This is a genomic window from Variovorax glucosi (genome assembly GCF_051216695.1).
Lineage (GTDB): Bacteria > Pseudomonadota > Gammaproteobacteria > Burkholderiales > Burkholderiaceae_C > Variovorax.
The window spans coordinates 810759-835852 of record NZ_JBPJZE010000002.1; the positions used below are offsets into that span (position 1 = coordinate 810759).

Consider the following 25094-nt stretch of genomic DNA (forward strand, 5'->3'; position numbering starts at 1 on the left):
GGGCGCCGGTGAGGTGGCAGACAGTGTAGTCGCGGGTCTGGCGATGCCGTAGCGTCAGGCCGGTTGCGTCCGCCGGCTTTCTCTTTCCGTCAGCAGATCGACGAAAGCCCGGACCTTCATCGGACGAAATCGAGCAGCAGGAAACACGGCGTGAATACCGCCCGAGGGCAATCGCCAGTTCGGCAGGACATGGATCATGCGACCCTCGGCGAGATCCTCCGAAACGGCGTAATCGGGAAGGACGGAAAGCCCGACGCCCAGCCGTACGGCTTCACGCACGGCAAGCGTCGCGTCGAGAAAGATGCTGGCGTGCATGTGCACCGTCTGCTGCGATTCGGTCGACTGCGAAAAACGCCAGGTGAGCGAATCACGCAATGCGGTATTTGCGATGAAGGGAAGCTTCGTTGTCTCGTCTGGGCGGGTCAACGTCGAGATCTCCTTCGCCATCGATCTCGAAGCCACGAGAACCTGCCGGAAGGAGCCGATCCTGCGCGCCTGCAGGTTGCTTTCGGACAGCCAGCCGACACGGATGGCCAGTTCGATGTTGCCGGACATGATGTCCAGCGTCTGATCGCTCAGGACGGCGTCGACCTTGCACGCCGGATGGAGCCCGGTGAATGCGGCGATGGCCGGTACCACCACCGCGACACCGTAGTCGAAGGGCGCGGTAAGTCGCAGCATGCCTGCGGGTTCGGTGGATGTCTCCGCGAGATCGTCGAAAGCATGTTCGGCTTCGCGCAGGATTGGCGCGCACCGCAGGTAGAAGGCCTGACCCGCTTCCGTCGTGCGCACCTTGCGCGTGGTCCGCACCAGCAGGGAAGTGCGGAATTCGCGCTCGAGCCGCGCGACCTGCTGGCTGACGACAGCCTTGGTGATGCCCAGGCGCTCCGCCGCCGCCGTGAAAGAGCCGGATTCCGCGACAGCTACGAAGTACGCGAGTCTTCGGAGGTTGCTCAGTCCACCACCTCCACCACCTCCACCACCTCCTCCAGCTCCCTCCGGCTTCATCAGATTGTTTGCTTTCAACATACGTTGTGTTTATCACGTGTGGATTTACGAATCAATGACCGATTCATAACATCCGGTTGTCCACTCAGGAATCCTTTCGATGAACAAGACACTCCACTACTTCTACGACCCGATGTGCGGCTGGTGCTACGGCGCGACACCTGCCGTCTCCGACCTGTCCGGCACTGCGGGCCTTGCGTTCAGGCTCTTGCCCACAGGCCTTTTTTCCGGTGGGAACGCGCGGCAGATGGATGACGCATTTGCGGCCTTCGCATGGTCGAACGACCAGCGAATCGAACGTCTCACGGGACAACGGTTCACCGAGGAATACCGCCGGGACGTGCTCGGCGACCGTCGGCAGCTTTTCGACAGCGGCCCGGCCACGATCGCACTGACCGCTGTTTCGCTGACCGAACCGGAAAAGGAGCTTGTGGCGCTCAAGGCCATCCAGCACGCACGCTATGTCGCCGGCAAGGATGTGACTTCGCCCGAAGTGCTCGTTCATTTGCTTGAAGAGATCGGTCTGCCGAAATCCGCGGCCAGGCTTGCGCGCATCGATGAGGATCTTCACGCGATCAACCAGGGCCGAATCAGCAAGGCGCAGCTTCTGATGACCGAAATGGGCGCGCGCGGTGTACCGACGTTGATCCTGCAATCCGGCGAGCGAATGAAGCTGCTGGATACGGCCGCATTTTTTACCAATCCGCCCGATCTGAACGCACTGACCAGTCAGTTGCAAATCGATTGAGGCGTCATCTTTTTTCACAACCCGATTCATCGAGGCCATTCATCATGACGACACGACGCAACGCAATCAAAACCGTAGCCGGCGCAACTTTCGCAACGGCATTCTTAGGAGCAAAAAGCACCATGGCCGCAACCAACGCATTGACTTTCAAGCACTTTCCAGCCGGCGAAAACGGATTCTTCCGCGCCCCGGTCCTGATTTCCGGCGCGCGCGACGCCGTGCTGATCGACGGCGGCTTCACGCTTCCCGACGGCAAGGCGCTGGTCGAAGCCATCAGGAGCAGCGGCAAGAACCTGACCACGATCTACATCAGCCAGAGCGACCCCGACTATTACTTCAGCCTCGGTCCGATCAAGGCTGCATTCCCGGCCGCCCGCGTCATTGCCGCTTCGGCGACCATCGAAGCCATCAAGTCCAGCGTCGAGAAGAAGCTGGCCACCTGGGGTCCTCAACTCAAGGAAAACGGTCCGCAGACGCTGGCGGAAATCGTGATGCCCGAAGTGTTCGACGGCAAATCGATCGCGCTGGAAGACCAGAGCATCGAGATCGTCGATGCCGAAGGCCTGGCCAATCGCCGTTACCTCTACGTCAAGTCGCTCGATGCCGTGTTCGGCGGCGTGCTGCTGTTCTCCGGCGTTCACGTCTGGACGGCCGACACTGCAGGCGTCGAAGGTCGCAGGGCCTGGATCAGGACGCTCGACGCGATCGCCGCGCGCAAACCCGCTGTCGTGGTTCCCGGTCACATGGCACCTGCGGCGGCGATCGACGCATCTTCCATCGCGTACACGCGCGTCTACCTGATCGCTTTCGAAGAAGAACTCGCGAAGGCAGCGGACAGCGCCGCGCTCATCGCCGCCATGACCAAGCGCTACCCGACCGCCGGCATGGGCGTCGCGCTGCAGATCGGCGCCAAGGTCGCCAAGGGCGAAATGAAGTGGGGTTGAAGCCATGACCTCCAATGCCACCACGAAAAGCAATCTCGACCTGATTCGCGCCACCTACGAAAACGCGCCGGAGGAAAACGCCAGGCATTTGCGCGGCACTCTGGCGCCCGATGCGACCTGGACCGAAGCGGCAGGATTTCCGTATGCGGGAACCTATACCGGCGCCGATCAGATCTTCGAGAACGTTTTCAAGCGGCTCGGGAGCGAATGGGTGGGCTACAAGGCCGTGGTCCACACCTACATGGCCGACGGCGACCGGGTTTCGGCATTTGGCTTGTATTCCGGCACGTACGGGAAAACCGGAAAGTCGATGAGCGCGACTTTTGCGCACCTCTATCGGCTGGTCGACGGGAAGATCGTCACGATGGAGCAGTTTGTCGACAGCGCGACGGTGCAGAAAGCGCTGGACTGATCAAGACAAGACTGCGGTGGTCGCGGTCGAAATCAGGCTTCGAACCGGCGTTTCACAGGTACATCAACGAATTGCGACTTGCCATGTGGAGCGAGGCAGCCATCAGCTTGCATTCTTCGTTGCTGATTTTTTTGCTGTGGGTCAGCGCTCCACCGGGGCCTAGCGTCATGCTCGGCTTGGTCTTGTATGTGGCCGGGTCGAAACCGAGTCGCACGACGCCTTTGTCAATATCAATGAACATGAACCTGCCGTGCGAGTACCGAATGCAATTCGGCATGTCTCCAATTGCGTGTCGGTTGATCGTATTGCGGTATGCGTCCCGAAAGCAGGTGGGAGATTCACTCGCCTGAATTCCAAGCATGCTCGTCACATGATTGACGTCGCCATGGAACATGCGGTCCGGCGTGTGTGTACTGGAATCATCCGAACGGATGTCGTTTCTTGAAAACGGTGCTGCCAATCCCAGCGTCGAGGCTTGAGGCTTTGGGCTTTTCTGCGAATTTTGAAGTGGTGTATCGATGCGCATCTTGGGTTCCTTGAATAGAAACCCAATTTAGCGAGATCGATTGCCAGTTGCGATCGGATCAGTCCGAATGACTTCGTCCGTGATGGTGCCCGGGGCCGGAATCGAACCGGCACACCTTTCGGTGGGGGATTTTGAGTCCCCTGCGTCTACCAATTTCACCACCCGGGCAGGGACTGAGCGCAGCCCAAAATTATGGCACAGTCGTCGCATGAAATATCCCACCATCGAAGACGCGATCGGCAAGACGCCGCTGGTCGCCCTGCAGCGCATCGATGCGGCCGCCAACGCGCGTCGCGGCAACGTGATCCTCGGCAAGCTCGAGGGCAACAATCCGGCCGGTTCGGTCAAGGACCGCCCGGCGATGTCCATGATCAGGCGCGCCGAGGAGCGCGGTGAGATCAAGCCGGGCGACACGCTGATCGAGGCGACTTCCGGCAACACCGGCATCGCGCTGGCGATGGCCGCGGCCATCAAGGGCTACCGGATGATCCTCATCATGCCGGAGGACCTTTCCATCGAGCGCGCGCAGACGATGAAGGCGTTCGGCGCCGAATTGCTGCTCACGCCCAAGAGCGGCGGCATGGAATACGCCCGCGACCTGGCCGACCAGATGGTCGCGCAGGGCAAGGGGCGGGTGCTCGACCAGTTCGCCAATCCGGACAATCCGCGCATCCATTACGAAACCACCGGCCCCGAGATCTGGACCGACACGCGCGGCAAGGTCACGCACTTCGTCAGCGCGATGGGCACGACCGGCACCATTACCGGCGTCTCGCAGTTCCTGAAGGAGAAGAATGCCGCCGTGCAGATCGTCGGCGCGCAACCCGACGACGGCTCGCGCATTCCCGGTATCCGCAAATGGCCGCAGGAATACCTGCCGAAGATCTACGACCCGAGCCGCGTCGACCGCGTGGTCAACGTGAGCCAGGACAACGCCGAGGAAATGTGCCGGCGCCTGGCGCGCGAGGAGGGCATCTTCGGCGGCATTTCCGCAGCCGGCGCACTCTGGGTTGCGCTCGAAGTGGCCAAGACGGTCGAGAACGCGACCATCGTGTTCATCGTCTGCGACCGTGGCGACCGTTATCTGTCGACCGGTGTCTTTCCCGCCTGAGGACGATCGACGATGACGCAGCCCCGTTTCTGCCAGGCCTGCGCCACGCCGCTGGCCGATATCGAACTCATGGAAGACAGCGGCCCGACGACGCGGCTGCGTTGTCCGTCATGCGGCTGGACCCACTGGAACAACCCGACGCCGGTGCTCGCCGCCATCGTCGAATACCGCGGCCAGGTGCTGCTGGCGCGCAACGCCGCATGGACCAACAACATGTACGCGCTCATCACCGGCTTCATGGAGGCAGGAGAGTCGCCGCAGGAAGGCGTCGCGCGCGAGGTGAAGGAAGAAACCAACCTCGACGTGAGCGCGCTCGATCTGGTCGGCGTCTACGACTTCCAGCGCATGAACCAGGTGCTGATCGTCTATCACGCGGTGGCCGACGGCGAGGTGGTGTTGTCGCCCGAGCTGGCCGACTACCGTCTGTACGACCTCGACGCGCTGCGTTGCTGGCCGGCGGGCACCGGTTATGCGCTGGCCGACTGGCTGCGCGGTCGCGGCCATGAGCCCCGCTTCATGGAATGGCCGCGTCCGTCGGCCTCTGAATAGAATCCGCCGAATCCAGGAACCAATTCCCAATGTCCCAATGAACATCGATCTCGAGCTCGACACCCGCGGCCTGCATTGCCCGCTGCCCATCCTGAAGGCCAAGCGTTCGCTCAACGGCATGACCAGCGGCCAGCTGCTGAAGGTCGTGTCGACCGACGCTGGCTCGTTGCGCGATTTCCAGGCCTTCTCTCGCCAGACCGGCAACGATCTGGTCGAGCAGCAGACCGTCGGCGACGAATTCATCCACGTCCTTCGCCGCCGCTGAAATGCCGGGTGCGGCGTCGCTGGCGTTGCGTGCGGCTGTCTTCTTCGGTGCGGTCGCGTTGGTCGCCGGCAGTGCGCTGATGTTCTGGCCCGATCCGCGCCGTCCTGTCGAAGTTCAAGGCAGCGGCGCCGTGCGGAAGCCGGAAACCGCCATTCCGCTCGGCGTTCTGGGCGACTCCAACAGTCATTCCTATCAGGACCGCATCTCGTTTCCCCTCGCATCGAGCGAGCGCGGCGGTGCATTGCGCGCCGGCACGCTGCAATGGACCGAAGTCCTGGCGCGGTTGCGAGGCGACGAGATCGACCTGGGCCCGTGGGTGGCCTGGGGACGATGGGGTCCGGTGGCGGCGGTCCGCGAAATGGTCGGGTTGCGCGGCGACCGATCACCGCGCAAGGAAGATTTTCTCTACGACTTCGCCAATTCCGGCGCGGTCTGCCGCAACCTGACCACCGGTCCCTATCGCCAAGCACCGCGGCTGGTCGCGCTGATGGACGAAGACCCGGCACGCTGGCAGCGCGGCGCCGTCGTGATCCGCATCGGTCTGAACGACTGGGGCGGTCTCATGGAAGCGCAATCGCGCGATCCGGATGTTCCCCAGACCCACGAAACCATCGCCAGATGTACCGGCTACATCGGCGACGCGATGCGCATGATCCACGCGTCGCATCCGGCGACGCGGCTGGTGGTGGTCGGCGTGGCCAACGAATCGGCCGATCCGGCGTACTTCGACCGCTGGTTGTCGAAGCCAGAAACCGACAACATCGCCACCGCGTTGAAGCAGTTCAACGACGCATTGCGCAAACTGGCCGAAGCGGAGCCGAACACTACCTTTTTCGACGACGACGCGTGGGTGCGGGAAACCTGGGGAAGTCGCGATGCCGAAGGTCGTCCGGCCTTCAAGACCGTCGCCATCGGCGATTCGCTGCGAGTGACCAATACGGCAGGCGACGAGCCGACCAACGCCGTCCTCGGCGACCATCATTCCGGACTGGTCTACAACACGCTTTGGGCGCAGTCGCTGGTGAAACTGCTTCGCACGGCATCCGGACTGCCGCTGACGCCAATCCGCGACGAAGAAGTCGCGCGCTTCGTCGAGGCATCGACGAAGCGCTGATCAGGCGCTAAGGGAAAAGCAAGAAAGTCAGAGCGCCAGGCTCTTGAGATATTCGCGGAACTGACCGCCGACTTCCGGGTGTGCCAGCGCGAGCTCGACGGTCGCCTGCAGGAAACCTTCCTTGCTGCCGCAGTCGTAGCGGACGCCCTTGTACGAGTACGCGTAGACGGCTTCCTTCTTCATCAGCGCCGCGATGCCGTCGGTCAGCTGAATCTCGCCGCCCGCACCCTTGGGCTGGTTGCGGATCTCGGCGAACACGCCCGGCGTGAGCACGTAGCGGCCGGCCACGGCCAGACGCGACGGAGCGGATTCGGGCGACGGCTTCTCCACCATCTTGTTCACCTTCACCAGACCGTCCTCGATGCTGTCGCCGGCCACGATGCCGTAGCGCTTGACCTGGTCGAGCGGTACTTCCTGCACGGCCAGCAGCGAGCGGCCGAGTTGGGAGAAGGCGGCGGTCATCTGCGCCAGGACCGGCAGGCCATCCTGCGGGCCGACCATCAGGTCATCCGCCAGCAGCACGGCGAAGGGCTCGTTGCCGACCAGATGCTCGGCACACAGCACGGCGTGGCCCAGACCCAGCATGCGCGGCTGGCGCACGTAGGAAACGGTCATGTCGTCCGGCATCACCGAGCGCGCGATGTTCAACAGCGCGGTCTTGCCGCTGGCTTCGAGCTGGCTTTCGAGCTCATAGGCGGTGTCGTAATGGTCTTCGATCGCGCGCTTGTTGCGGCCCGTCACGAAGATCATGTCGCGGATGCCGGCCGCATAGGCCTCTTCGACGGCGTACTGGATCAACGGCTTGTCGACCACCGGCAGCATCTCCTTGGGCTGAGCCTTGGTCGCCGGCAGAAAGCGGGTGCCGAAACCGGCCACTGGGAAAACGGCCTTGCGGATACGCGTCGAATTGGACATAGAGGTACGAGGTGATTGAAAAGTAAAACTTAAGAAATCTTAAAGGGTGAGCGAGACAGGCTCCTGTCAGCCGATACGCACAAGCTCCCTAGCCCAGCCGCACCAGCTGGTCGTTCAACCGAATCAGTGCGGTACCGAAATCGACAAGCCTCTTGCGGTCCTGTTCAATGACGGCAGGGGGCGCCTTGGCGACGAATGCCTCGTTCCCGAGCTTGCCGTTGACCTTGACGATTTCACCTTCGACGCGAGCAATTTCCTTACCAATTCGCAACTTTTCGGCAGCTTTGTCGATTTCCATGTGTAGGCAAAGGCGCATCGACCCAACCAGTGCCACTGGCGCAGCCTCCGCTGCCGCGGACCACGATCCTTCGTCGTCGAACACGCGAACTTCCTTGAGCTTGCCCAGCGCCTGCAGCACCGGCGCGGCGTCGCGCAGGAACTGCGCATCGGTCGTGTCGTCCGCCACCGCGAACAGCGGCAGCCGCGTGGCCGGCGAAACGCTCATCTCGCCGCGCAGCGTGCGGCAGGCGTCGACCAGCGCTTTCAGCTTGGCGACATGCGCCTCGGCCGTTTCGTCGATGCGCTCGGGCTGGCTCTGCGGATAGGCGGCGATCATGATCGACGCACCTTCGCGACCGGCGACCGGCGCCACCTTCTGCCAGAGTGCTTCGGTGATGAACGGAATCACCGGATGCGCCAGCCGCAACAGCGTCTCCAGCGTACGGATCAGCGTGCGGCGCGTGCCGCGCTGCTGCGCGTCGTCGCCGGTCTGGATCTGCACCTTGGCAATCTCCAGATACCAGTCGCAGAACTCGTCCCAGGCGAACTGGTAGACCGACGTGGCGACGTTGTCGAGCCGGTAGTCCTCGAAGCCCTTCGCGACGTCGGCTTCGACGCGTTGGAGCCGCGAGACGATCCAGCGGTCGGCCTGGCTGAACTTCAGGTAGCCGTGCGACGGGTTGCCGGGCGCGCATTCGGCCTTGGTGTGCTCGCGCAGGCCGCAATCCTGGCCTTCGCAGTTCATCAGCACGAAGCGGGTCGCGTTCCAGAGCTTGTTGCAGAAGTTGCGGTAGCCCTCGCAGCGCTTGCTGTCGAAATTGATGCTGCGGCCGAGCGAGGCGAGCGACGCGAAAGTGAAGCGCAACGCATCGGCGCCGAAGGCCGGGATGCCTTCGGGGAATTCCTTCTGCGTGAGTTTTCGGACGGCCGGCGCCGTTTCGGGCTTGCGCAACCCCTGCGTACGCTTGTCGAGCAGTTCGGGCAAGTGGATGCCGTCGATCAGGTCGACCGGATCGAGCACGTTGCCCTCCGACTTGCTCATCTTCTTGCCCTGCGCGTCGCGCACCAGGCCGTGGATGTAGACGTCCCTGAACGGCACCTTGCCGGTGAAATGCTTGGTCATCATGATCATCCGGGCGACCCAGAAGAAGATGATGTCGTAGCCGGTGACCAGCACGTTCGACGGCAGGTAGCGCGCCAGGTCATCGGTCTTTTCGGGCCAGCCGAGGGACGAGAAGGGCACCAGCGCGGAGGAATACCAGGTGTCGAGCACGTCTTCGTCGCGGCGCAGGGTCTTGCCGGGCGAGACCTTGTCCGATTTGGTTTGCGCTTCGGCTTCATCGTTCGCGACATAGACGTTGCCGTCCTCGTCGTACCAGGCCGGAATCTGGTGGCCCCACCAGAGCTGGCGCGAAATCGTCCAGTCCTGGATGTTCTCCATCCAGTGGTTGTAGGTGTTGACCCAGCTTTCCGGCACGAAGCGCACTTCGCCCGACTTCACCACGTCGATCGCCTTCTGCGCGATTGAGACGCCGTCGTTGCCGGGCTTCGTCATCGCGACATACCACTGGTCGGTCAGCATCGGCTCGACCACCGCACCGCTGCGGGCGCAGCGCGGCACCATCAGCTTGTGCTTCTTGATCTCGACCATCAGGCCGAGCGCTTCGAGGTCGGCGACGATGGCCTTGCGCGCGACGAAGCGGTCCATGCCGCGGAATTTCTTGGGCGCGTTGTCGTTGACGGTCGCGTCCAGCGTCAGGATGCCGATGGTCTCCAGGCCGTGGCGCTTGCCGACCGCATAGTCGTTGTAATCGTGCGCCGGCGTGACCTTGACGACGCCGGTGCCGAAGGCCTTGTCGACATAGTCGTCCGCGATGACCGGAATGAGCCGACCCACAAGCGGCAGCTTCACGTTACGGCCGATCAGGTGCCTGTAGCGCTCGTCTTCCGGATGAACCATCACTGCCGTGTCGCCGAGCATGGTTTCCGGCCGCGTCGTGGCGACGGTCAGCGTGCCGCTGCCGTCTTCCAGCGGGTAGGCGATGTGCCAGAGAAAACCTTCCTCTTCCTCGCTCTCGACTTCCAGATCGCTCACCGAAGTCTTCAGCACCGGGTCCCAGTTGCCCAGACGCTTGCCGCGGTAGATCAGGCCTTCGTCATAAAGCTTGACGAAGGTGTCGGTGACGACCTTCGACAGGTCCTCGTCCATGGTGAAGTATTCGCGCGTCCAGTCGACCGTGTCGCCCATGCGGCGCATCTGGCCGGTGATGGTGTTGCCGGACTTCTCCTTCCACTCCCACACCTTGGCGACGAAGTTCTTGCGTGCCTCGGCGGGCGTCGGGCCCATCTCGTGACGGCTGATCTTCTGCTCCTGCAACTGGCGCTCCACCACGATCTGCGTGGCGATGCCCGCATGGTCGGTGCCCGGTACCCAGAGCGTGTTGTCGCCTTTCATGCGGTGATAGCGGGCCAGGCTGTCCATGATCGTCTGGTTGAACGCATGGCCCATGTGCAGCGTGCCGGTCACGTTCGGCGGCGGCAGCTGGATCGCGAACGAATCGACGCCTTCCTTGGGCTGCTTCGTGCCACGGAATCCGGCTTCGGCATAGCCGCGACGCTCCCATTCCGGCCCCCAGTGCGCCTCGATGGCGGCGGGTTCGAAGGATTTGGACAGGCTTTCGAGGCCCGGCTGGACGGATGTTTCGCTCATGGGATGACTGGGGTGGGGAAGCGGGCAATTTTACGCACCGAGGTCCGCGCAAGCCTTGCCTGTCGCTTGACGCACCCATAATTCAGAACCATGCTTTTCCTGCTTTCTCCAGCCAAGTCCCTCGACTACGACACACCGGTTTCCGCCGACGTACCCGCAACCCAGCCCGTGTTCGAGGGCGCCAGGGGGCCGGCCGCCGAGCTCATCGGCCTGCTGCGCCAGAAATCTCCCCAGCAGATCGCCGAGCTGATGCATCTGTCGGACAAGCTTTCGGCGCTCAACGTTGCGCGCTACGAAGCCTGGGCAACCAAGGGCACGGCGCGCAATGCGCGGCAGGCCGCGCTGGCTTTCGATGGCGACGTCTATGGCGGCCTCGAAGCGCGCAGCCTGAATGCAGCACAGCTCGAATGGGCGCAGGACCACGTCTGCATCCTGAGCGGCCTCTACGGCGTGCTCCGTCCGCTCGACCGGCTGCAGCCCTACCGCCTTGAAATGGGGACCAAACTGACAAATCCTCACGGCAAGGACCTGTACGCGTTCTGGGGCTCGCGCATCGCCGAGCACCTGAATACGCGCCTGGCCGCCGACCGCACGCCCGTGGTGGTCAACCTCGCTTCGCAGGAATATTTCAAGTCGGTCGACCAGTCGGTGCTGAAGGCGCGCGTGGTCGAGTGCGTGTTCCAGGAGTCGAAAGGCGGCGGCGACTACAAGATCGTCAGCTTCCATGCCAAGCGCGCGCGCGGCCTGATGGCGCGCTGGGCGGTGCTGCACAAGTCCGCCACGCCCAAGGCTCTGGAGAAGTTCGACCTCGAAGGCTACGGATTCGACGCTGCGGTGTCGAAACCCGAGCGACTCGTTTTTCGCCGGAAGCAGCCATGAGCGTTGCGCGCCAGCCGGTGAGCCCCGAACTCCGCGAATGGCTGGTGACCCAGCTCGCAGCGGGTCATTCGGTGCCGTTGCTGCGCGTGTCGATGCAGGAAGCCGGCTGGCACGACGACGTGGCGAATGCCGCGCTGACCGAAATCGCTCAGCACGCGCCGATCGATCCGTCGGAGCTCCGGACGCCGGTCGTTGCGCTGCGCAAGACCGCCATGCCCGGCCCCGACCTGGAGACCTCGCCGCTCTACCTGGACGGCGGCGATCGTCGCGTCCACGTGCTGCACACCATGAGAATTCCCCGCGTCGTCGTGTTCGGCGATCTGCTTTCGGATGAAGAATGCGCTGCGCTGGTGGCTGCCTCAGGACGGCGTCTGGCACGCTCGCTCACGGTGGAAACCAAGACCGGCGGCGAGACGCTGAACGTCGACCGCACCAGCGACGGCATGTTCTTCGAGCGCGGCGAGAACGAACTGATATCGCGCATCGAACAACGCATCGCCGTGCTGTTGCGCTGGCCGGTGGAATTCGGCGAAGGCCTGCAGGTGCTGCGCTACGGGCCAGGTGCCGAATACAAGCCGCACTATGACTATTTCGATCCGTCCGAGCCCGGCACGCCGAGCATCCTGCAGCGCGGCGGCCAGCGCGTCGCCACGCTGGTGATGTACCTGCAGGAGCCGGAGCAGGGCGGGGCCACCACTTTTCCCGACGTCGGGCTCGAAGTCGCGCCCAAGCGCGGCACCGGCGTCTTCTTCAGCTATGACCGGCCCGACCCCGAAACCCGGACGCTGCACGGCGGCGCGCCGGTGCTGGCCGGCCAGAAATGGGTCGCGACCAAATGGTTGCGCGAAAGAGAATTCACATGAAAGTCCATGCCAACGGCATCCAGATCGAGGTCGAGGATTCGGGCGAGTCGCCGGGCGAGAAGAGGCCGGTCGTTCTGCTCATCATGGGGCTCGGCATGCAGCTCATCGCATGGCCGGACAACATGGTGGCTTCGCTGATCGAAGGCGGATTCCGCGTGGTCCGCCACGACAACCGCGACATGGGACTCAGCCAGGGTTTCGACGAACGCGGCACCGGCAATCTGCTGTGGCAGGGGCTGCGCTACCGGCTCGGCCTGCAGGTGAAATCGGCGTACACGGTGCAGGACATGGCGGACGATGCACTCGGCGTGCTGGACGCGCTCGGCATCGAGCGCGCGCATGTCGTCGGCGCCTCGATGGGCGGGATGATCGCGCAGCGCCTGGCTGCGCGAGCGCCGAAGCGCGTCGCGAGCCTGGTCAGCATCATGAGTTCGAGCGGCGCGCGCGGCCTGCCGGGTCCGCGCTCCGACGTATTAGGGCTGCTGATGCGCCGCCCGCCCGGCAAGGACGAGGCTTCGCTGGTCGCGCACAGCATGCGGCTGGTCAAGCTGATTGCCGGGCCGGTCTATCCGCCGGACGAGGCCGAACTGCGCGCGCGCCTGGTCAAGGCCCTGCGCCGTGCCACCCGGCCGCGCGGGCTGATGCGGCAGATCGCCGCCGTCGCCGCCGACACCGGCCGCGCGTCAGTGCTGCCGCGCATCACCAGCCCGACGCTGGTGCTGCACGGCGACACCGATCCGCTGGTGCCGATCGCCTGCGGACGCGACACCGCGGAACGCATCGCCGGCGCCCGTTTCGTCGAAATTCCCGGCATGGGCCACGACCTGACGCCGGAACTCGCGGACATCCTCACGACCCACATGATTCCCTTTCTCCACAGGTCCGGCGCTGGTGCGACCGCGACCGGCACGAACGGCACATGCGCATGACGCTCGACAACACCCCCGAAAAATCGCAACTCGGCCGCAGTTCCGCCTACGTCGACCGGTACGACGCATCGCTGCTGTTTCCCATCGCCCGCTCGATACAGCGCACCGCGATGGGCATCGACGAGCGCTCGCTGCCGTTCTTCGGCGCCGACCTCTGGACGGCTTTCGAACTCAGCTGGCTGAATGCGCGCGGCAAACCCCAGGTGGCGATCGCGCACTTCACCATCCCCTGCGAGACACCGAACATCATCGAGAGCAAATCGTTCAAACTCTATCTCAACAGCTTCAACAGCAGCGTCTTCGCCGATGTCGATGCGGTGCGCGAACGGCTCAAGGTCGACCTGGCCGAGGCGGTCTGGCGCGGCAGCGAGCGCAGCGGCGGTATCGGCGTGAAGCTGCTTGCACCCGAGCAGTTCGAACGCGAGCAGGTGCACGAACTCGAAGGTCTCGACCTCGACCGGCTCGACATCGAATGCACGCACTACCAGCCCGCGCCCGAATTGCTGCGCAGCGATGCCACGCTGCCGGAAATCACGGAAACGCTGGTCAGCCGCCTGCTAAAGAGCAATTGCCTCGTCACCGGCCAGCCGGACTGGGGCAGCGTGCAGATCCGCTACAGCGGTCCGCCGATCGACCAGGCCGGTCTGCTGGCGTACATCGTCAGTTTTCGCAATCACAACGAATTCCACGAGCCGTGTGCCGAGCGCATGTTTCGCGACATCCTGGCGCGCTGCAAGCCGCACAAGCTGAGCGTCTACGCGCGCTACACCCGGCGCGGTGGACTGGACATCAATCCGTTTCGCACGAGTTCGCCCCAGGCATTGCCAGTCAACGTCCGCACCGCAAGACAGTAGGCTCGCTCCTACAGTTTTGCTTTACACAGCAACCGATAATTAGGAACTTTGTCAAGGAATAAGACTGTGAACGTGTTGATCGTCGACGACAACCAGGCGGCAGCGGACCTGCTCCAGGAGCTTCTCTCGCTGCAGGACCACACGGCGCGCTGCTGCTATACGGCACGCGAGGCGCTGGAGGTCAGCAAGGTCGAGGCTTTCGACATCGCGCTGGTCGACATCACCTTGCCCGACCTGCCCGGCACCGAAGTCGCCCGTAAGCTGCGCGAGAGCGGCCAGGCGCCGGTGATCGTCGCCGTCACCGGACTGTCGGCGCACGACACCGGCGGCGCCAACGCCGGGCTTTTCGATCACCATCTCCAGAAGCCGATCGATTTCGACGCGCTCGACCGAATCCTCGAAGAAGCGCTGAGCAAGCCTTCAAATCCAGCGAACGGTCGATGAAAGCGTCTCCCGGAGCGCGCAGCTGGATCGCGGCTGGCGTGCGTCACGAACTGCTGACGCGTGCGTTGCCTGCCTTGCGCCACGACATGTCGGCGCCGGTTTCGGTGATGCGAATGGGTTTGCTCATGCTCCGTCGCCAGGTCGCGGCGCCAAGCATCGATCCGGCTGCCTGCGAGCTGCGCGTCGCCCTCATCGACAGCCAGATCGGCGAATTGATCTCGGCAGTGCGGTCGCTTCGCGACTGGGAACTGGCCACGAACGACGACGGCATCACGCGAACCGCGCTGGTGACGCAATGCGTCGGCCTGATGCGCGCGGCGTTCGATCTGCACGGCGTGCGGCTCGATGTCGAGGAATCGTTGCTCGAACCCGTCGATGGCGAGCCGGTCCAGCCTGCGGGTGCTGCGCTGCGCTATCTGCTGCTCGGCGTGATGGGGCATCTCCACGACACCACCTCGCGGGTCGGAACGATTTCGATCGCTGCCGACGGCGACAGTGGCCTGTGTGTGAGTGCAATTGCAGGTACGGCGGCAGATTCCGGCTCCGAATCCGAATCCGAATCAGGCTCCGGCGCTCATCGCGCACCGCGTGCGCTGGCAATCGATGCGATCGCGCTGCAGTCGCTGGCCGAGGATCTCGGCTACTTGCTGGTGATCGAACGCGATACGGTCTGTTTCGCCTTGACGCCGGCCTGAGCTTTCGCGTTCTTGCCGATGGCGCGAACGTCTCGCGCCAGCTGGCGACGATGCTCCTGCAGGAAACCCAGCAATCGTCCTTCCGCTGCAAACATGCGGCGCTTCGGCTTGACGTGGCCGGCGATTTTTTCCCAGATGTCGTTCATCGCGCCGGCGTCGGCGGAAAGCGTCTTTCCAAGCGCCAGCACTGCTGGATGGACATAGGCCTTCTTGCAGACCGCGGGCGTATTGCCCAACTGCTTGGCGACTGCGGCAATCACTTCCTTGGCGCTGTAACGCATTGCGGGCGTGGCATCGGTCGCCTCGGGGTTGTTGCAGGCCAGCCGCGTCAGCTCGAGTGCCTGCACGGTGCCGTGCCAGGTGCGAAAGTCCTTGGCCGTGAAGTTCTCGCCGGCAGCCTCGCGTAAATAATCGTTCACATCGGTCGACGAAAGCCCGTGCGGCGTGCCGTCGGCGTCTTCGTACTGAAAGAGGTCCTGCCCCGGCAATTGCTGGCAGCGCTTGACGATCCGGGAGATGCGCGGATCCTTGACCTTCGCCTGGTGCATCACGCCGCTCTTGCCGCGAAAGCTGAGCTTCAGCGACGACCCCTGGATCTGTGCATGCTGGTCGCGCAGCGTCGTCAGGCCGTAAGAGCCGTTGCTGCTTGCATATTCTTCGTTGCCGACTCGAATGAATGTCGTATCCAGCAGCCGGACGAGCGTTGCCAGGACCAGCGTGCGGCTCAGCGGTGCATGAGGTCCGCCGGCCAGATCCTTGACGACGCGAGCGCGGATGCGCGGCAGTGCGCTGCCGAAGGCTTCGAGACGCTCGAACTTGCTTTCGTCCTTCAGCGCCCGCCAGTCGACGTGATAGCGATATTGCTTGCGCCCGCGCGCATCCATTCCTGTCGCCTGGAGGTGGCCGTTCGGCAACGGGCAGATCCAGACTTCGGTGTAAGCCGGGGGAATGGCCAGGCTGCGGATACGAGAGATTTCGTCGGCATCGCGCAGCCACTGGCCTTTGGCGTCCTTGTAGCGGAATGCTTCGCCTTGCTTGTATCGGCGCAGCCCGGGCATTTCCGGGTTGACGTAGACAAGGCCGTTGGCCAGTTTTGCCGGCTTGTATGAAGCAACAGAACGGCTGGTGGATGCTGGAACGATGGATAGGCTGGCGCTGGGCATGGTGTCGAACATGTACCGCCGGTGCACAGGCCGCTTGTAGGAGAGGCTCAGCGTCCGATAGCGTCCAGGTGGCGCACGACGTTGTAGTCGAACGGCGTCCAGCGGCCCATCGTCAGGCCGGCGTTTCGAAGGCCGCGACCGGTCCAGGTGTTGCAGGTTTCGAACGGACCGTAGCTGCCTGTCGCTTCGTAGAAGGCATCCTGCCCGCCGTAGCCCGCGCTCGGCAGTGGCGTGGCAAGACCGTCCGGCAGCTTGGCGCGTACGTAGGCAGCCAGGCCGGCGTACTGCGCTGCGGTCAGCGGAAGGGCGTAGGCACCGCTGCTGCCGGGCGTTGCGAATTGCCCGCGCCTCAACCACGTCACGTGCAGCAGGGATGGGTTGCGTCCCGCAAGCGCGCCCAGCGCCCGGGAGACCGTGAGATCGGCCCAGGTCGGCGTATGCAGATAGAACTCGCGATCGCCCCAGCCGATGGCGATGAACTCGGCATCGCGCGGCACGGCAGCCGCGTCGGCCATCGGAAAGATGCCGGTCCAGTCGATTTGAGCGCTGCGAATCGGGAACACCAGATCGGTATGCACGCCGTTGGTCAGCACGAAGGCCTGAACGTCCGTCGGCTGTGCAGTTCGCGATGCACGCTGTTCGGCGTGCACCGGCAGCAGCATCAGGGCGCCGGCCGCGCCGACATAGAGCACGGACAGCGCGAGCAGCATCAGCATCAGTGCAAGCAGGACTTTCAGCGTGCGGCGCACGGGTCAGAACAGCGAGGCGGTGGCGGATTGCGCATCTGCCGACCTGGCAGCGGATCGCGACGGCGGCGGCACATCGGATGCGGCTGCCGTCGCCTCCGCGCTGCCGACCCTCACCAGCGCGCCGACGCGCACCCCGATCAGCCGTAGCGGTCGATCCAGCGGCACGCGCTTCAGGCACTGTCCGGCCGTCTGCCGAATCGCCTTCGCGTCGGCGATAAAGCGATCGATGGTCTGGTCGCGCGTGGCGATCCTGAAATCGTCGTAGCGCAGCTTGATGCCGATGGTCTTGCCGACGTAGCCCTTGCGCTGCAGGTCTTCGGCCACCTTCTCGCAGAGGTGCGTGAAGATCGCGCCCAGCTCGGCACGGTCGCGCACGGCGTGCAGGTTGCGCTCGAAGGTCGTTTCGCGGCTCATCGACACCGGCTCGCTCTCGGTCACGACCGGCCGGTCGTCGCGGCCCCAGGCCACCTCGTGCATCCAGGCGCCGGTTGCCTTGCCGAAGTTCGCGATCAGCCAGTCCCGGTCCTGGGCCGCGATGTCTCCGACGGTGCGCAGGCCGTGGCTCTCCAGCTTGGCGTCGGCCTTCGGTCCGATGCCGTTGACCTTGCGCGCGGGCAGCGGCCAGATCTTCGTTTCCAGGTCTTCCTCGTAGACGACCGAGATGCCGTTGGGCTTCTCGAATTCGCTGGCCATCTTGGCTATCAGCTTGTTCGGTGCGACGCCGATGGAGCAGGTCAGCCCCGTCGCCTGGAAGATGGACTTCTGGATCAGCCGTGCCAGTACCCGTCCGCCTTCGCGCTGGCCGCCCGGCACGTCGGTGAAGTCGATATAGACCTCGTCGACCCCGCGGTCCTCCATCAGCGGCGCGATCTCGACGATGAGTTGCTTGAACTGGCGCGAGAAGCGTCGGTACTCGTCGAAATCGACCGGCAGCACGATGGCCTGCGGGCACAGCTTGGCCGCCTTCATCATGCCCATCGCCGAGCCGATGCCGAACTTTCGCGCCGGGTAGGTGGCCGTGGTGATGACGCCACGGCCGGCGTAATCCTTGAGCAGCGGAAAGGTTTCTACCGGTATGTCGGCCAGCGTGGCCTCTTCCGGAAGACCGCTCAGGTCGCGAACGGCGTCGTCGAGCCGGCGTCGACCGCCGCCGATGACCACCGGCAGTCCCTTGAGTTGCGGGTAGCGCAGCAGTTCGACCGAAGCGTAGAAGGCGTCCATGTCCAGATGCGCGATACGCCGTAGGACAACCTGTTTAGAGCCTGACATCAAATTGACAGCAAATCGACAGCCAGGATCGCCCGGCAAAGTAGAGAATCGCACCCGCTTCAGATTCTTACAGACTATTAGAAAAAGGCAGATTCAATGACAACAACGCCAGTCGCCGGGAAAAAGCTTCCCCTTTATCGATCGCTCTACGTTCAGGTCATCACCGCGGTGGTGATCGGCGTGCTGCTCGGACACTTCTACCCGCAACTCGGCGAAGCCATGAAGCCGCTGGGCGACGGCTTCATCAAGCTGATCAAGATGATCATCGCGCCGATCATCTTCTGCACGGTGGTGATCGGCATCGCCGGCATGGAAGACATGAAGAAGGTCGGCAAGACCGGCGGTCTGGCACTGTTGTACTTCGAGATCGTCAGCACCATCGCGCTGATCGTCGGCCTGGTGCTGGTGAACGTGCTCAAGCCCGGCGCGGGCATGAACATCGACCCGACAACGCTCGACACCAAGGCCATCGCGGCCTACACCGGCCCCGGCAAGATGACCGGCACGGTCGACTTCCTGCTGAACATCATCCCGACGACGGTGGTCGATGCCTTCGCCAAGGGCGAGATCCTGCAGGTGCTGCTGATCGCGGTGCTGTTCGGCTTCGCGCTGCACCGCTTCGGCGGCCGCGGCACGATGGTGTTCGACATGATCGAGAAAAGCTCGCACGTGCTCTTCACCATCGTCGGCTACATCATGAAGCTCGCACCGATCGGCGCGTTCGGCGCGATGGCCTTCACCATCGGCAAGTACGGCGTCGGCTCGCTGGTGTCGCTGGGCTACCTGATGGCGGTCTTCTACATGACCTGCCTGCTGTTCATCTTCGTCGTGCTGGGGCTTATCGCGCGCTTCCACGGCTTCAGCATCTGGAAGTTCATCAAGTACATCAAGGAAGAACTGCTGATCGTGCTGGGCACGTCTTCGTCGGAATCGGTGCTGCCGCGAATGATGCAGAAGCTGGAAAACCTCGGTGCCAAGAAGACCTGCGTCGGCCTGGTGATCCCGACCGGCTACTCGTTCAATCTCGACGGCACGTCGATCTACCTCACGATGGCGGCGGTCTTCATCGCGCAGGCGACCAACACGCCGATGACCCTGACGCAGGAAATCACGCTGCTCGCGGTTCTGCTGCTCACATCCAAAGGCGCGGCGGGCATCACCGGCAGCGGCTTCATCGTGCTGGCCGCGACGCTGTCGGCGGTCGGAACCGTGCCCGTGGCCGGCCTGGCGCTGATCCTCGGCATCGACCGCTTCATGTCCGAAGCGCGCGCGCTGACCAATCTGATCGGCAACGGCGTCGCGACGATCGTCGTCGCCAAGTGGACCAACGAACTCGACGAGACGCGCATGAATGCGGTGCTCAACAACGAGACGTGGACCGATGCGAACGAGCCGGAAGTCGCTCTCGACGCCAAGACGGACAAGATGGCGACCTGACCGGTCAGTGGTCGTGATGCAGGTAGCTGGCCTGGCGCGGTAGCCGCCAGCTCACTAGGAATGCGATGACCATCATCGCCGTCACGTACCAGTAGAACGCCGATTCGTGGCCGAGCGACTTCAGTCCCAGCGCCACGTATTCCGCCGAGCCGCCGAAGATCGCGTTCGCGACCGCATAAGCCAGGCCGACGCCCAACGCGCGCACTTCCGGCGGAAACATCTCCGCTTTCACGATTCCGCTGATCGACGTGTAGAAACTCACGATCGCCAGCGCCAGGACGATCAGCGCGAAGGCCGCAATCGGGCTGGTCACGTGCTGCAGGCCGGTAAGGATAGGCACCGTTGCCACGGCGCCGAGCGCTCCGAACAACAGCATGTTGTTGCGACGCCCGATGCGGTCCGACAGCGCGCCGAACACCGGCTGCATGCACATGTAGACGAACAGCGCGCAGGTCATCACGTAGCTGGTCGTCTTGATCGGCAGGCCGACCGTGTTCACCAGGTACTTCTGCATGTAGGTGGTGAAGGTGTAGAAGATCAGCGAGCCGCCGGCCGTGTAGCCCAGCACCGTGAAGAACGCAGCCTTGTGGTGTTTGAACAGGTGCGAGATGCTTCCCGATTCCTTGTTGTTCAGGTTCTCCGCCGTCTGCGTCTCGTGTAGCGTGCGGCGCAGAAGCAGTGCGACGACCGCAGCTACGGCGCCGATCGCGAACGGAATGCGCCAGCCCCAGGCCTTTAGATCGGCCTCGGTCAGCAACTGTTCAAGCACCACGATCACCAGAACCGCCAGCAGTTGCCCGCCGATTAGCGTCACGTACTGGAACGACGAGAAGAACCCGCGCTGACCGCGCAGCGCGACCTCGCTCATGTAGGTCGCGGTCGTGCCGTACTCGCCGCCGACCGACAGGCCCTGGAACAGGCGACAGACCAGCAGCAGGAACGGCGCCCAGGCACCGATCTGCGCATACGTCGGCAGGCATGCGATGGCCAGCGAGCCGACGCACATCATCGTCACCGAGATCAGCATCGACGTCTTGCGGCCGTATTTGTCGGCCACGCGCCCGAAAAGCCAGCCGCCGATCGGTCGCATGAGGAAGCCGGCGGCGAACACGCCGGCGGTGTTCAGCAATTGCGCGGTGGGGTCGGACTTGGGGAAGAAGGACGGCGCGAAGTAGAGCGCGGAGAAGGCGTAGACGTAGAAGTCGAACCACTCGACCAGGTTGCCGGAGGAGGCCGCCATGATGGCGAAGATGCGGCTTCGCTTCTCGGCTGGGGTGTAGGGGCGGGGTGCGCCGGGGGAGGTTGCAATTGACATGGATTCGCCCTGTTATGTGTGGTTTTGGGGAATGTCAATTGTGCCGTGACAATTCGCGGGGCGATGTCGATGGCAGGCGCGTGCGGGGTGTCAAGGTGGGAATACCCGGAGTGCCAACGCTGCAGGACGGTCGAAACAGACCTGCTGCTCCTCGTAGCTTCGAAGCGTGAAAACCGTCTGGCTACCAACCTCCGCTGCCGGGCCCGCCTTTGAAGGGCCCTGCCAGGTCGGCAGTGATCCAGCCGCCATAGAAGGCGCCCTCCTGTGGATGGGCCTTCGATCCGCCGACGCTGCAGTCGAGGTCGTGGGCATAGAAAGCCACACACCCGGCGAGTGGCTCGGCACCCGCCAAGGGATGCGGGTAGCTCCAGGCGACCTGGTCCAGGCGGCGTGCGCCGTCCGCGAGATTCCAATAGCGCGCCGGTCCCTTCCACTCGCAGAACGAGCCACCGCCAGCGGCTTGCAAGAGCCCGGGCCGCACGTCGACCAGCGGCAGGTAGAACGTGGGTGGATGCGCCGTTTCGCGGACTGCCCAGGCGCCGCGGGTGCGCGCGACCTCGAGATCGCCCCATAGCACCACGATCTCGCGTGCTTCGGGTACGAGTTCAGGCGGCCTCGGGAAATCCCAAACCGAAACCTGCCCCGACGCGGGAACATCGGCGAACGGTGGCCGCTCTTGTCCTCGCCAAATCCACTGCGCACGCGCGCTTTCAAGCCATCTGGAATCGCTGCTCATGTCGGCTACTTGCTACTTGCTACTTGTTTTTGCGAATGCTGTCGGCCGCAGCCTGCGCGGCCGCGATCACCGGTATCACGAGCGGTATGTCGAATTTCGGCTGGAGCCGAAGCGCCGATGCCGTCAGCGGCCCGCCGCCGATGATCACCGCTTTCGCGCCGTCCGTGGCCGACGCGCGCACGGCCTCGGCCAGCGCCGCGTCGAGTTCCTCGGGCGACTTCTTCATCAGCGCGTTCGGGTCGCCGGGCGTCGCGCGCGTGCCGCGGAACTGCGCGCCGTAGCCGAGTGCCGCTGCTGTCTGACGGAACCCTTCGAGCAGGCCCGGATCGGGCGTCGTCGTCGCGATGCCGAACGGGCGACCGCCCTTGGCGGCCTCGTGGAAAGCCTGCTCGCGGATGCCGAACACCGGCACGCCGACCTTGGCACGCAACTCCGGCAAGCCCGGATCGCCGAACGCAGAGACGATGATCGCGCCGACCTTCGGGTCCTGAGCGGCTTCGACGCCGATCCTGACGACGCCCGGCAACGCGTCGGCTAGGTCCTTCGGCGTCGTCAGCAGAGGCGGGACGCCCTCGTTGCTCTTGCCCTCGACCTTGATGCCGCCGGTTTCCGTCGAGGCGATTTCGGTCATCGACCGCGTGGTGGCCGCGTTCGAGTTCGGGTTGATCAGCACGATGTACCGGTTCGCGACGGCAGCGGCGCTGGTGCCTTGCGCGGTGGCGAGGTTGGGCAGCAGTGCGCTGACGGCGCAGACCGCTGTGAGCAGGGTTCGGAGGGGAGCCGAGCGCGTGGCTGGGCGTGGCTGCTGTGCGGTGGGAGGGAACGTCATGAGTCTCCGTTTGGATGGGGGTGTGCGAGGGACCAATGGCTGTGGTCGGTGTCGCCCCCGAGTAGCAGGATCCGCGCCATCGTTGCACGTGCTGAGGTGGTGGGAAATGGTCCGACGATGACTGATCGATTGTGAAACGCCAGATATTCCGTTGTATTGGTACTGGTTGAACGAAGGAGCGTGATTGCTAACCCATCTTTTTAAGGTTGCCGTCTGCCTTGACGCATAATATGGTTACCTGTTGAAACAAATGTTAGAATAGAAATTCCGGCGGCATTAAATCCCACCGGCGTGAAGCAAATTACATTGTAAAAAACCCTTCAATTTTTGAACCTTTGAAAAATCTAAAAATGAAAAGTAATAGCAGAATTTTGATCCTTGCACTTTCGGTATTTGTGCTAACAGGATGTGCCTCTGTAAATATGTCTAGTAAAGAAGAATCGGCGAAGTCAAAGCAATTTGGCGCGCCAACTGCCGGCAGCTCAGGTCTTTACGTGTACCGTAATAGCTTTGTAGGAAAAGCGTTAAAGAAGGACATATGGGTCGATGGTAAATGCCTGGGCGAGAGTGCGTCAGATGTTTTTTTCTATACGCAAGTTGAAGGTGGCAAAAAACACAAGATTGAAACCGAATCGGAATTTTCTCCCAACGCCTTGGAAATTTTTATGGATACTGGGAAAAATTACTTTGTAAGGCAGTTCATTAAAATGGGCGCCTTCGTAGGCGGTGCTGACCTAGAGCAAATTTCGGAAGAGCAGGGAAAAGCTGATATTGCCAAGCTGGAATTGGCGCATTCGGGTACTTGCGGAAAATAAGTTCATGCGTTGAACGGCTGAAATACCTAGTCGTTCGCCATCAACCAAATAAGCATAAAAGCGCACATGTTGGCCGCCGCCCAACTTATGTAGGCTGCAATCTGCGTGCGATTCTAGATTGGAAATATCTGGGTTCGATGCCATGGCGTTTTGCAGACCTGTTTCGTTTACAGACCGCATAATTCCCGGGCTCTTGCTTAGCGTGATAGATATGGTCGTCGTATCGAACAGTCCAACTGAGTTTGCATGCCAGGAATTTTTTTAAAGAAGACGGACGCGGCCAGAACCAATGACCTTAATGAACGAGGTTGGTCAAGAGATTTCAAACGAACGAAAGTTAACCTCAAACACTTACTCTTGGCCGGAGTCGAGCTTTTTTGAGGCTATGCCGCCGTTGGATATGCAGTTTCAGCGCGAGCACGTGTCAATACCAGGAGCTCCTGCCCCGGTACGCTCAACTCTTCGGCATTTCGAGCGAAGTGAAAAAGGGAAATTCTTTTCTCTGCTAAAAAAGCCATATGAGCAGTAAATCCATCCAGCGCATCATTTTTCGCCAGCAACTTATTGCAGTACTCGATGACTGGCAGTTCTGTTTGGCCGAGTACACCCCGCACAAACGTCGATGTACCCAGATTGGCTCGCAAATCATCAATCCACATCAGCCCTCGATTTGTGTTGTTGGCGAAGTCGAGCAGCTTCAACAGATTGGCTGCCGGAATGGATTTAAGGTAGCGCGGATCCATTAAGCGCTCAGGATTGTCTTTCAGCAGCAACTTTCCACAATGGTTGCGCGCCATCGACTTCCATTCCAAATAGTGCAACTGCATTTCGTCTCGCGCTTCTTTGAAAAGGCCGAGATCGCTGGATGTCGTCACATTGCCGATAACAGACAGCACGTAACAGTCTTCTGTCGCACTCCGTTCTGCAAGGTCTTCCGTCTCGTCGAGCATGGAACGGTACTGATGAGCGAGCGTTCCAAAGGTCTGCTTGCATTGAATCAACAGGTGGCGACGAGTTTCCGTATCCACCGCACCCTGCGCAATCTTTAGGCTATCAATCGCGTGAAGAAGTTGGGAGTGTTGCGTGGACTGAAGGAATCTCTTAATCGACTTGGTCTGCTTCTCCAGCGCGCCAAGACGCTTGTCGATGCGATTCAGGCGGTGGGCCAGGTACGCGAAGCCGGTGACTGATGTCACCAGCCCGAGACCCGAAAGGGCAGCCGATGCGATTGAATAATTCAGCACCTGTTCGGTTGCGGCTTTGACAGCTGCAACGTCGGTGCTCAGCGATTGAAGTCGTATGCCGTTGATGATGGATCCGACGATGCCTACACCGGGCACTGCACCGAGTGCCGATGAAGCAGATGGAATCACAAGGTGAGAGACGATGCGGCCTGCGGCGTCACGTATCACGCCACCATGCAGGCTCAAAGTACCTGTCATCAGTCCCATCAGCTGTTCCACAGGTATGGAGCGAGCAACGGTCAAGCCCAAGTCAGACAGCATCTAAATCTCCAAATGACGACGCGGACAAATG

The 25094-nt window shown here is 62.5% G+C and carries 26 protein-coding genes and 1 tRNA gene; 15 read left to right on the forward strand and 12 right to left on the reverse strand.

The features are described from left to right. Positions 1-54 precede the first annotated feature (54 nt). A complete protein-coding gene (locus ACSFA3_RS12080) occupies positions 55-1008 on the reverse strand; it encodes a LysR family transcriptional regulator (protein WP_435505682.1) in 954 nt (317 codons plus the stop codon). A 100-nt stretch (positions 1009-1108) separates the two neighbouring features. On the opposite strand from ACSFA3_RS12080, the gene ACSFA3_RS12085 reads away from it, so the two are divergent. The 3 genes from ACSFA3_RS12085 to ACSFA3_RS12095 are packed head-to-tail and all read left to right on the forward strand — an operon-like array spanning position 1109 to position 3112. Beyond that, on the forward strand, positions 1109-1756 hold the full coding sequence (locus tag ACSFA3_RS12085) for a DsbA family protein (RefSeq protein ID WP_435505683.1): 648 nt from the start codon (positions 1109-1111) through the stop codon (positions 1754-1756). Between the two features lie 44 nt (positions 1757-1800). Next, positions 1801-2700 (forward strand): MBL fold metallo-hydrolase, encoded by a 900-nt coding sequence (locus tag ACSFA3_RS12090; RefSeq protein ID WP_435505684.1) that lies wholly within the window; start codon positions 1801-1803, stop codon positions 2698-2700. 4 nt (positions 2701-2704) lie between these two features. Next, the gene (locus ACSFA3_RS12095; RefSeq protein WP_435505685.1) at positions 2705-3112 is read left to right on the forward strand and encodes a nuclear transport factor 2 family protein; all 408 of its coding nucleotides are present in this window, start codon (positions 2705-2707) and stop codon (positions 3110-3112) included. A gap of 52 nt (positions 3113-3164) precedes the next feature. Here ACSFA3_RS12095 and ACSFA3_RS12100 read toward each other — a convergent pair whose 3' ends face one another. Continuing rightward, complete coding sequence (locus ACSFA3_RS12100) at positions 3165-3638, reverse strand: hypothetical protein (protein WP_435505686.1); 474 nt, start codon at positions 3636-3638, stop codon at positions 3165-3167. A gap of 83 nt (positions 3639-3721) precedes the next feature. Beyond that, positions 3722-3806: transfer RNA gene (locus tag ACSFA3_RS12105), tRNA-Leu, on the reverse strand. A gap of 40 nt (positions 3807-3846) precedes the next feature. Here ACSFA3_RS12105 and cysM point away from each other — a divergent pair. Genes cysM through ACSFA3_RS12125 form a run of 4 tightly spaced genes read left to right on the forward strand, consistent with a single transcriptional unit; the run spans position 3847 to position 6677 of the window. Beyond that, positions 3847-4749 (forward strand): cysteine synthase CysM, encoded by a 903-nt coding sequence (gene cysM / locus ACSFA3_RS12110; protein WP_435505687.1) that lies wholly within the window; start codon positions 3847-3849, stop codon positions 4747-4749. A gap of 12 nt (positions 4750-4761) precedes the next feature. After that, positions 4762-5298, forward strand: a complete 537-nt coding sequence (locus tag ACSFA3_RS12115) for an NUDIX domain-containing protein (RefSeq protein ID WP_435505688.1) — start codon at positions 4762-4764, stop codon at positions 5296-5298. A gap of 37 nt (positions 5299-5335) precedes the next feature. After that, positions 5336-5563 (forward strand): sulfurtransferase TusA family protein, encoded by a 228-nt coding sequence (locus tag ACSFA3_RS12120; RefSeq protein WP_435505689.1) that lies wholly within the window; start codon positions 5336-5338, stop codon positions 5561-5563. A gap of 1 nt (position 5564) precedes the next feature. Further along, a complete protein-coding gene (locus ACSFA3_RS12125) occupies positions 5565-6677 on the forward strand; it encodes an SGNH/GDSL hydrolase family protein (protein ID WP_435505690.1) in 1113 nt (370 codons plus the stop codon). A 27-nt stretch (positions 6678-6704) separates the two neighbouring features. Here the strand turns inward: ACSFA3_RS12125 and galU are convergent, their stop codons facing one another. Both galU and ACSFA3_RS12135 read right to left on the reverse strand, forming a co-directional pair. Then, the gene (gene galU, locus ACSFA3_RS12130) at positions 6705-7592 is read right to left on the reverse strand and encodes a UTP--glucose-1-phosphate uridylyltransferase GalU (RefSeq protein ID WP_435505691.1); all 888 of its coding nucleotides are present in this window, start codon (positions 7590-7592) and stop codon (positions 6705-6707) included. Between the two features lie 88 nt (positions 7593-7680). After that, positions 7681-10581 carry a valine--tRNA ligase gene (locus tag ACSFA3_RS12135; protein WP_435505692.1) on the reverse strand — a complete coding sequence of 967 codons (2901 nt, stop codon included), beginning with the start codon at positions 10579-10581 and terminating at the stop codon, positions 7681-7683. Positions 10582-10671: 90 nt separating this feature from the next. Here ACSFA3_RS12135 and yaaA point away from each other — a divergent pair, with 90 nt between their 5' ends. The 6 genes from yaaA to ACSFA3_RS12165 all read left to right on the forward strand — a co-directional run bounded on the left by yaaA (position 10672) and on the right by ACSFA3_RS12165 (position 15245). Continuing rightward, entirely contained in the window at positions 10672-11460 is a 789-nt protein-coding gene (gene yaaA / locus ACSFA3_RS12140) for a peroxide stress protein YaaA (RefSeq protein ID WP_435505693.1), read from the forward strand. Continuing rightward, complete coding sequence (locus ACSFA3_RS12145; RefSeq protein ID WP_435505694.1) at positions 11457-12323, forward strand: 2OG-Fe(II) oxygenase; 867 nt, start codon at positions 11457-11459, stop codon at positions 12321-12323. Before yaaA ends, ACSFA3_RS12145 begins: the two co-directional genes overlap by 4 nt. Beyond that, positions 12320-13252, forward strand: coding sequence for an alpha/beta fold hydrolase (locus tag ACSFA3_RS12150; protein WP_435505695.1), 933 nt, complete (start codon positions 12320-12322; stop codon positions 13250-13252). The genes ACSFA3_RS12145 and ACSFA3_RS12150 overlap by 4 nt, the downstream gene beginning before the upstream one ends. Beyond that, positions 13249-14106, forward strand: a complete 858-nt coding sequence (gene queF / locus ACSFA3_RS12155; RefSeq protein ID WP_435505696.1) for an NADPH-dependent 7-cyano-7-deazaguanine reductase QueF — start codon at positions 13249-13251, stop codon at positions 14104-14106. The genes ACSFA3_RS12150 and queF overlap by 4 nt, the downstream gene beginning before the upstream one ends. 66 nt (positions 14107-14172) lie before the next feature. Beyond that, positions 14173-14550, forward strand: a complete 378-nt coding sequence (locus tag ACSFA3_RS12160; RefSeq protein WP_435505697.1) for a response regulator — start codon at positions 14173-14175, stop codon at positions 14548-14550. Next, positions 14547-15245, forward strand: a complete 699-nt coding sequence (locus ACSFA3_RS12165; RefSeq protein ID WP_435505698.1) for a hypothetical protein — start codon at positions 14547-14549, stop codon at positions 15243-15245. Before ACSFA3_RS12160 ends, ACSFA3_RS12165 begins: the two co-directional genes overlap by 4 nt. Here the strand turns inward: ACSFA3_RS12165 and ACSFA3_RS12170 are convergent. The 3 genes from ACSFA3_RS12170 to ACSFA3_RS12180 are packed head-to-tail and all read right to left on the reverse strand — an operon-like array spanning position 15191 to position 18426. Next, positions 15191-16408: a DNA topoisomerase IB gene (locus ACSFA3_RS12170; RefSeq protein ID WP_435505699.1), complete on the reverse strand. Its 1218-nt coding sequence runs from the start codon at positions 16406-16408 to the stop codon at positions 15191-15193. The two genes, ACSFA3_RS12165 and ACSFA3_RS12170, sit on opposite strands and share 55 nt — an antisense overlap. A gap of 47 nt (positions 16409-16455) precedes the next feature. Continuing rightward, complete coding sequence (locus tag ACSFA3_RS12175) at positions 16456-17157, reverse strand: TIGR02117 family protein (RefSeq protein ID WP_435505700.1); 702 nt, start codon at positions 17155-17157, stop codon at positions 16456-16458. A 3-nt stretch (positions 17158-17160) separates the two neighbouring features. Further along, the gene (locus ACSFA3_RS12180; protein WP_435505701.1) at positions 17161-18426 is read right to left on the reverse strand and encodes a Y-family DNA polymerase; all 1266 of its coding nucleotides are present in this window, start codon (positions 18424-18426) and stop codon (positions 17161-17163) included. A 96-nt stretch (positions 18427-18522) separates the two neighbouring features. On the opposite strand from ACSFA3_RS12180, the gene ACSFA3_RS12185 reads away from it, so the two are divergent. After that, positions 18523-19863, forward strand: a complete 1341-nt coding sequence (locus ACSFA3_RS12185) for a dicarboxylate/amino acid:cation symporter (protein WP_435505702.1) — start codon at positions 18523-18525, stop codon at positions 19861-19863. A gap of 4 nt (positions 19864-19867) precedes the next feature. Here ACSFA3_RS12185 and ACSFA3_RS12190 read toward each other — a convergent pair whose 3' ends face one another. The 3 genes from ACSFA3_RS12190 to ACSFA3_RS12200 form a co-directional block, all read right to left on the reverse strand. After that, positions 19868-21178: an MFS family transporter gene (locus tag ACSFA3_RS12190; protein ID WP_435505703.1), complete on the reverse strand. Its 1311-nt coding sequence runs from the start codon at positions 21176-21178 to the stop codon at positions 19868-19870. 181 nt (positions 21179-21359) lie between these two features. Then, positions 21360-21914 carry a DUF427 domain-containing protein gene (locus tag ACSFA3_RS12195; protein ID WP_435505704.1) on the reverse strand — a complete coding sequence of 185 codons (555 nt, stop codon included), beginning with the start codon at positions 21912-21914 and terminating at the stop codon, positions 21360-21362. 19 nt (positions 21915-21933) lie between these two features. Continuing rightward, complete coding sequence (locus tag ACSFA3_RS12200; RefSeq protein ID WP_435505705.1) at positions 21934-22743, reverse strand: aspartate/glutamate racemase family protein; 810 nt, start codon at positions 22741-22743, stop codon at positions 21934-21936. A gap of 350 nt (positions 22744-23093) precedes the next feature. On the opposite strand from ACSFA3_RS12200, the gene ACSFA3_RS12205 reads away from it, so the two are divergent. After that, complete coding sequence (locus ACSFA3_RS12205) at positions 23094-23558, forward strand: DUF2846 domain-containing protein (RefSeq protein ID WP_435505706.1); 465 nt, start codon at positions 23094-23096, stop codon at positions 23556-23558. 383 nt (positions 23559-23941) lie between these two features. Here the strand turns inward: ACSFA3_RS12205 and ACSFA3_RS12210 are convergent, their stop codons facing one another. Next, entirely contained in the window at positions 23942-25063 is a 1122-nt protein-coding gene (locus tag ACSFA3_RS12210; protein WP_435505707.1) for a hypothetical protein, read from the reverse strand. Positions 25064-25094 lie beyond the last annotated feature (31 nt).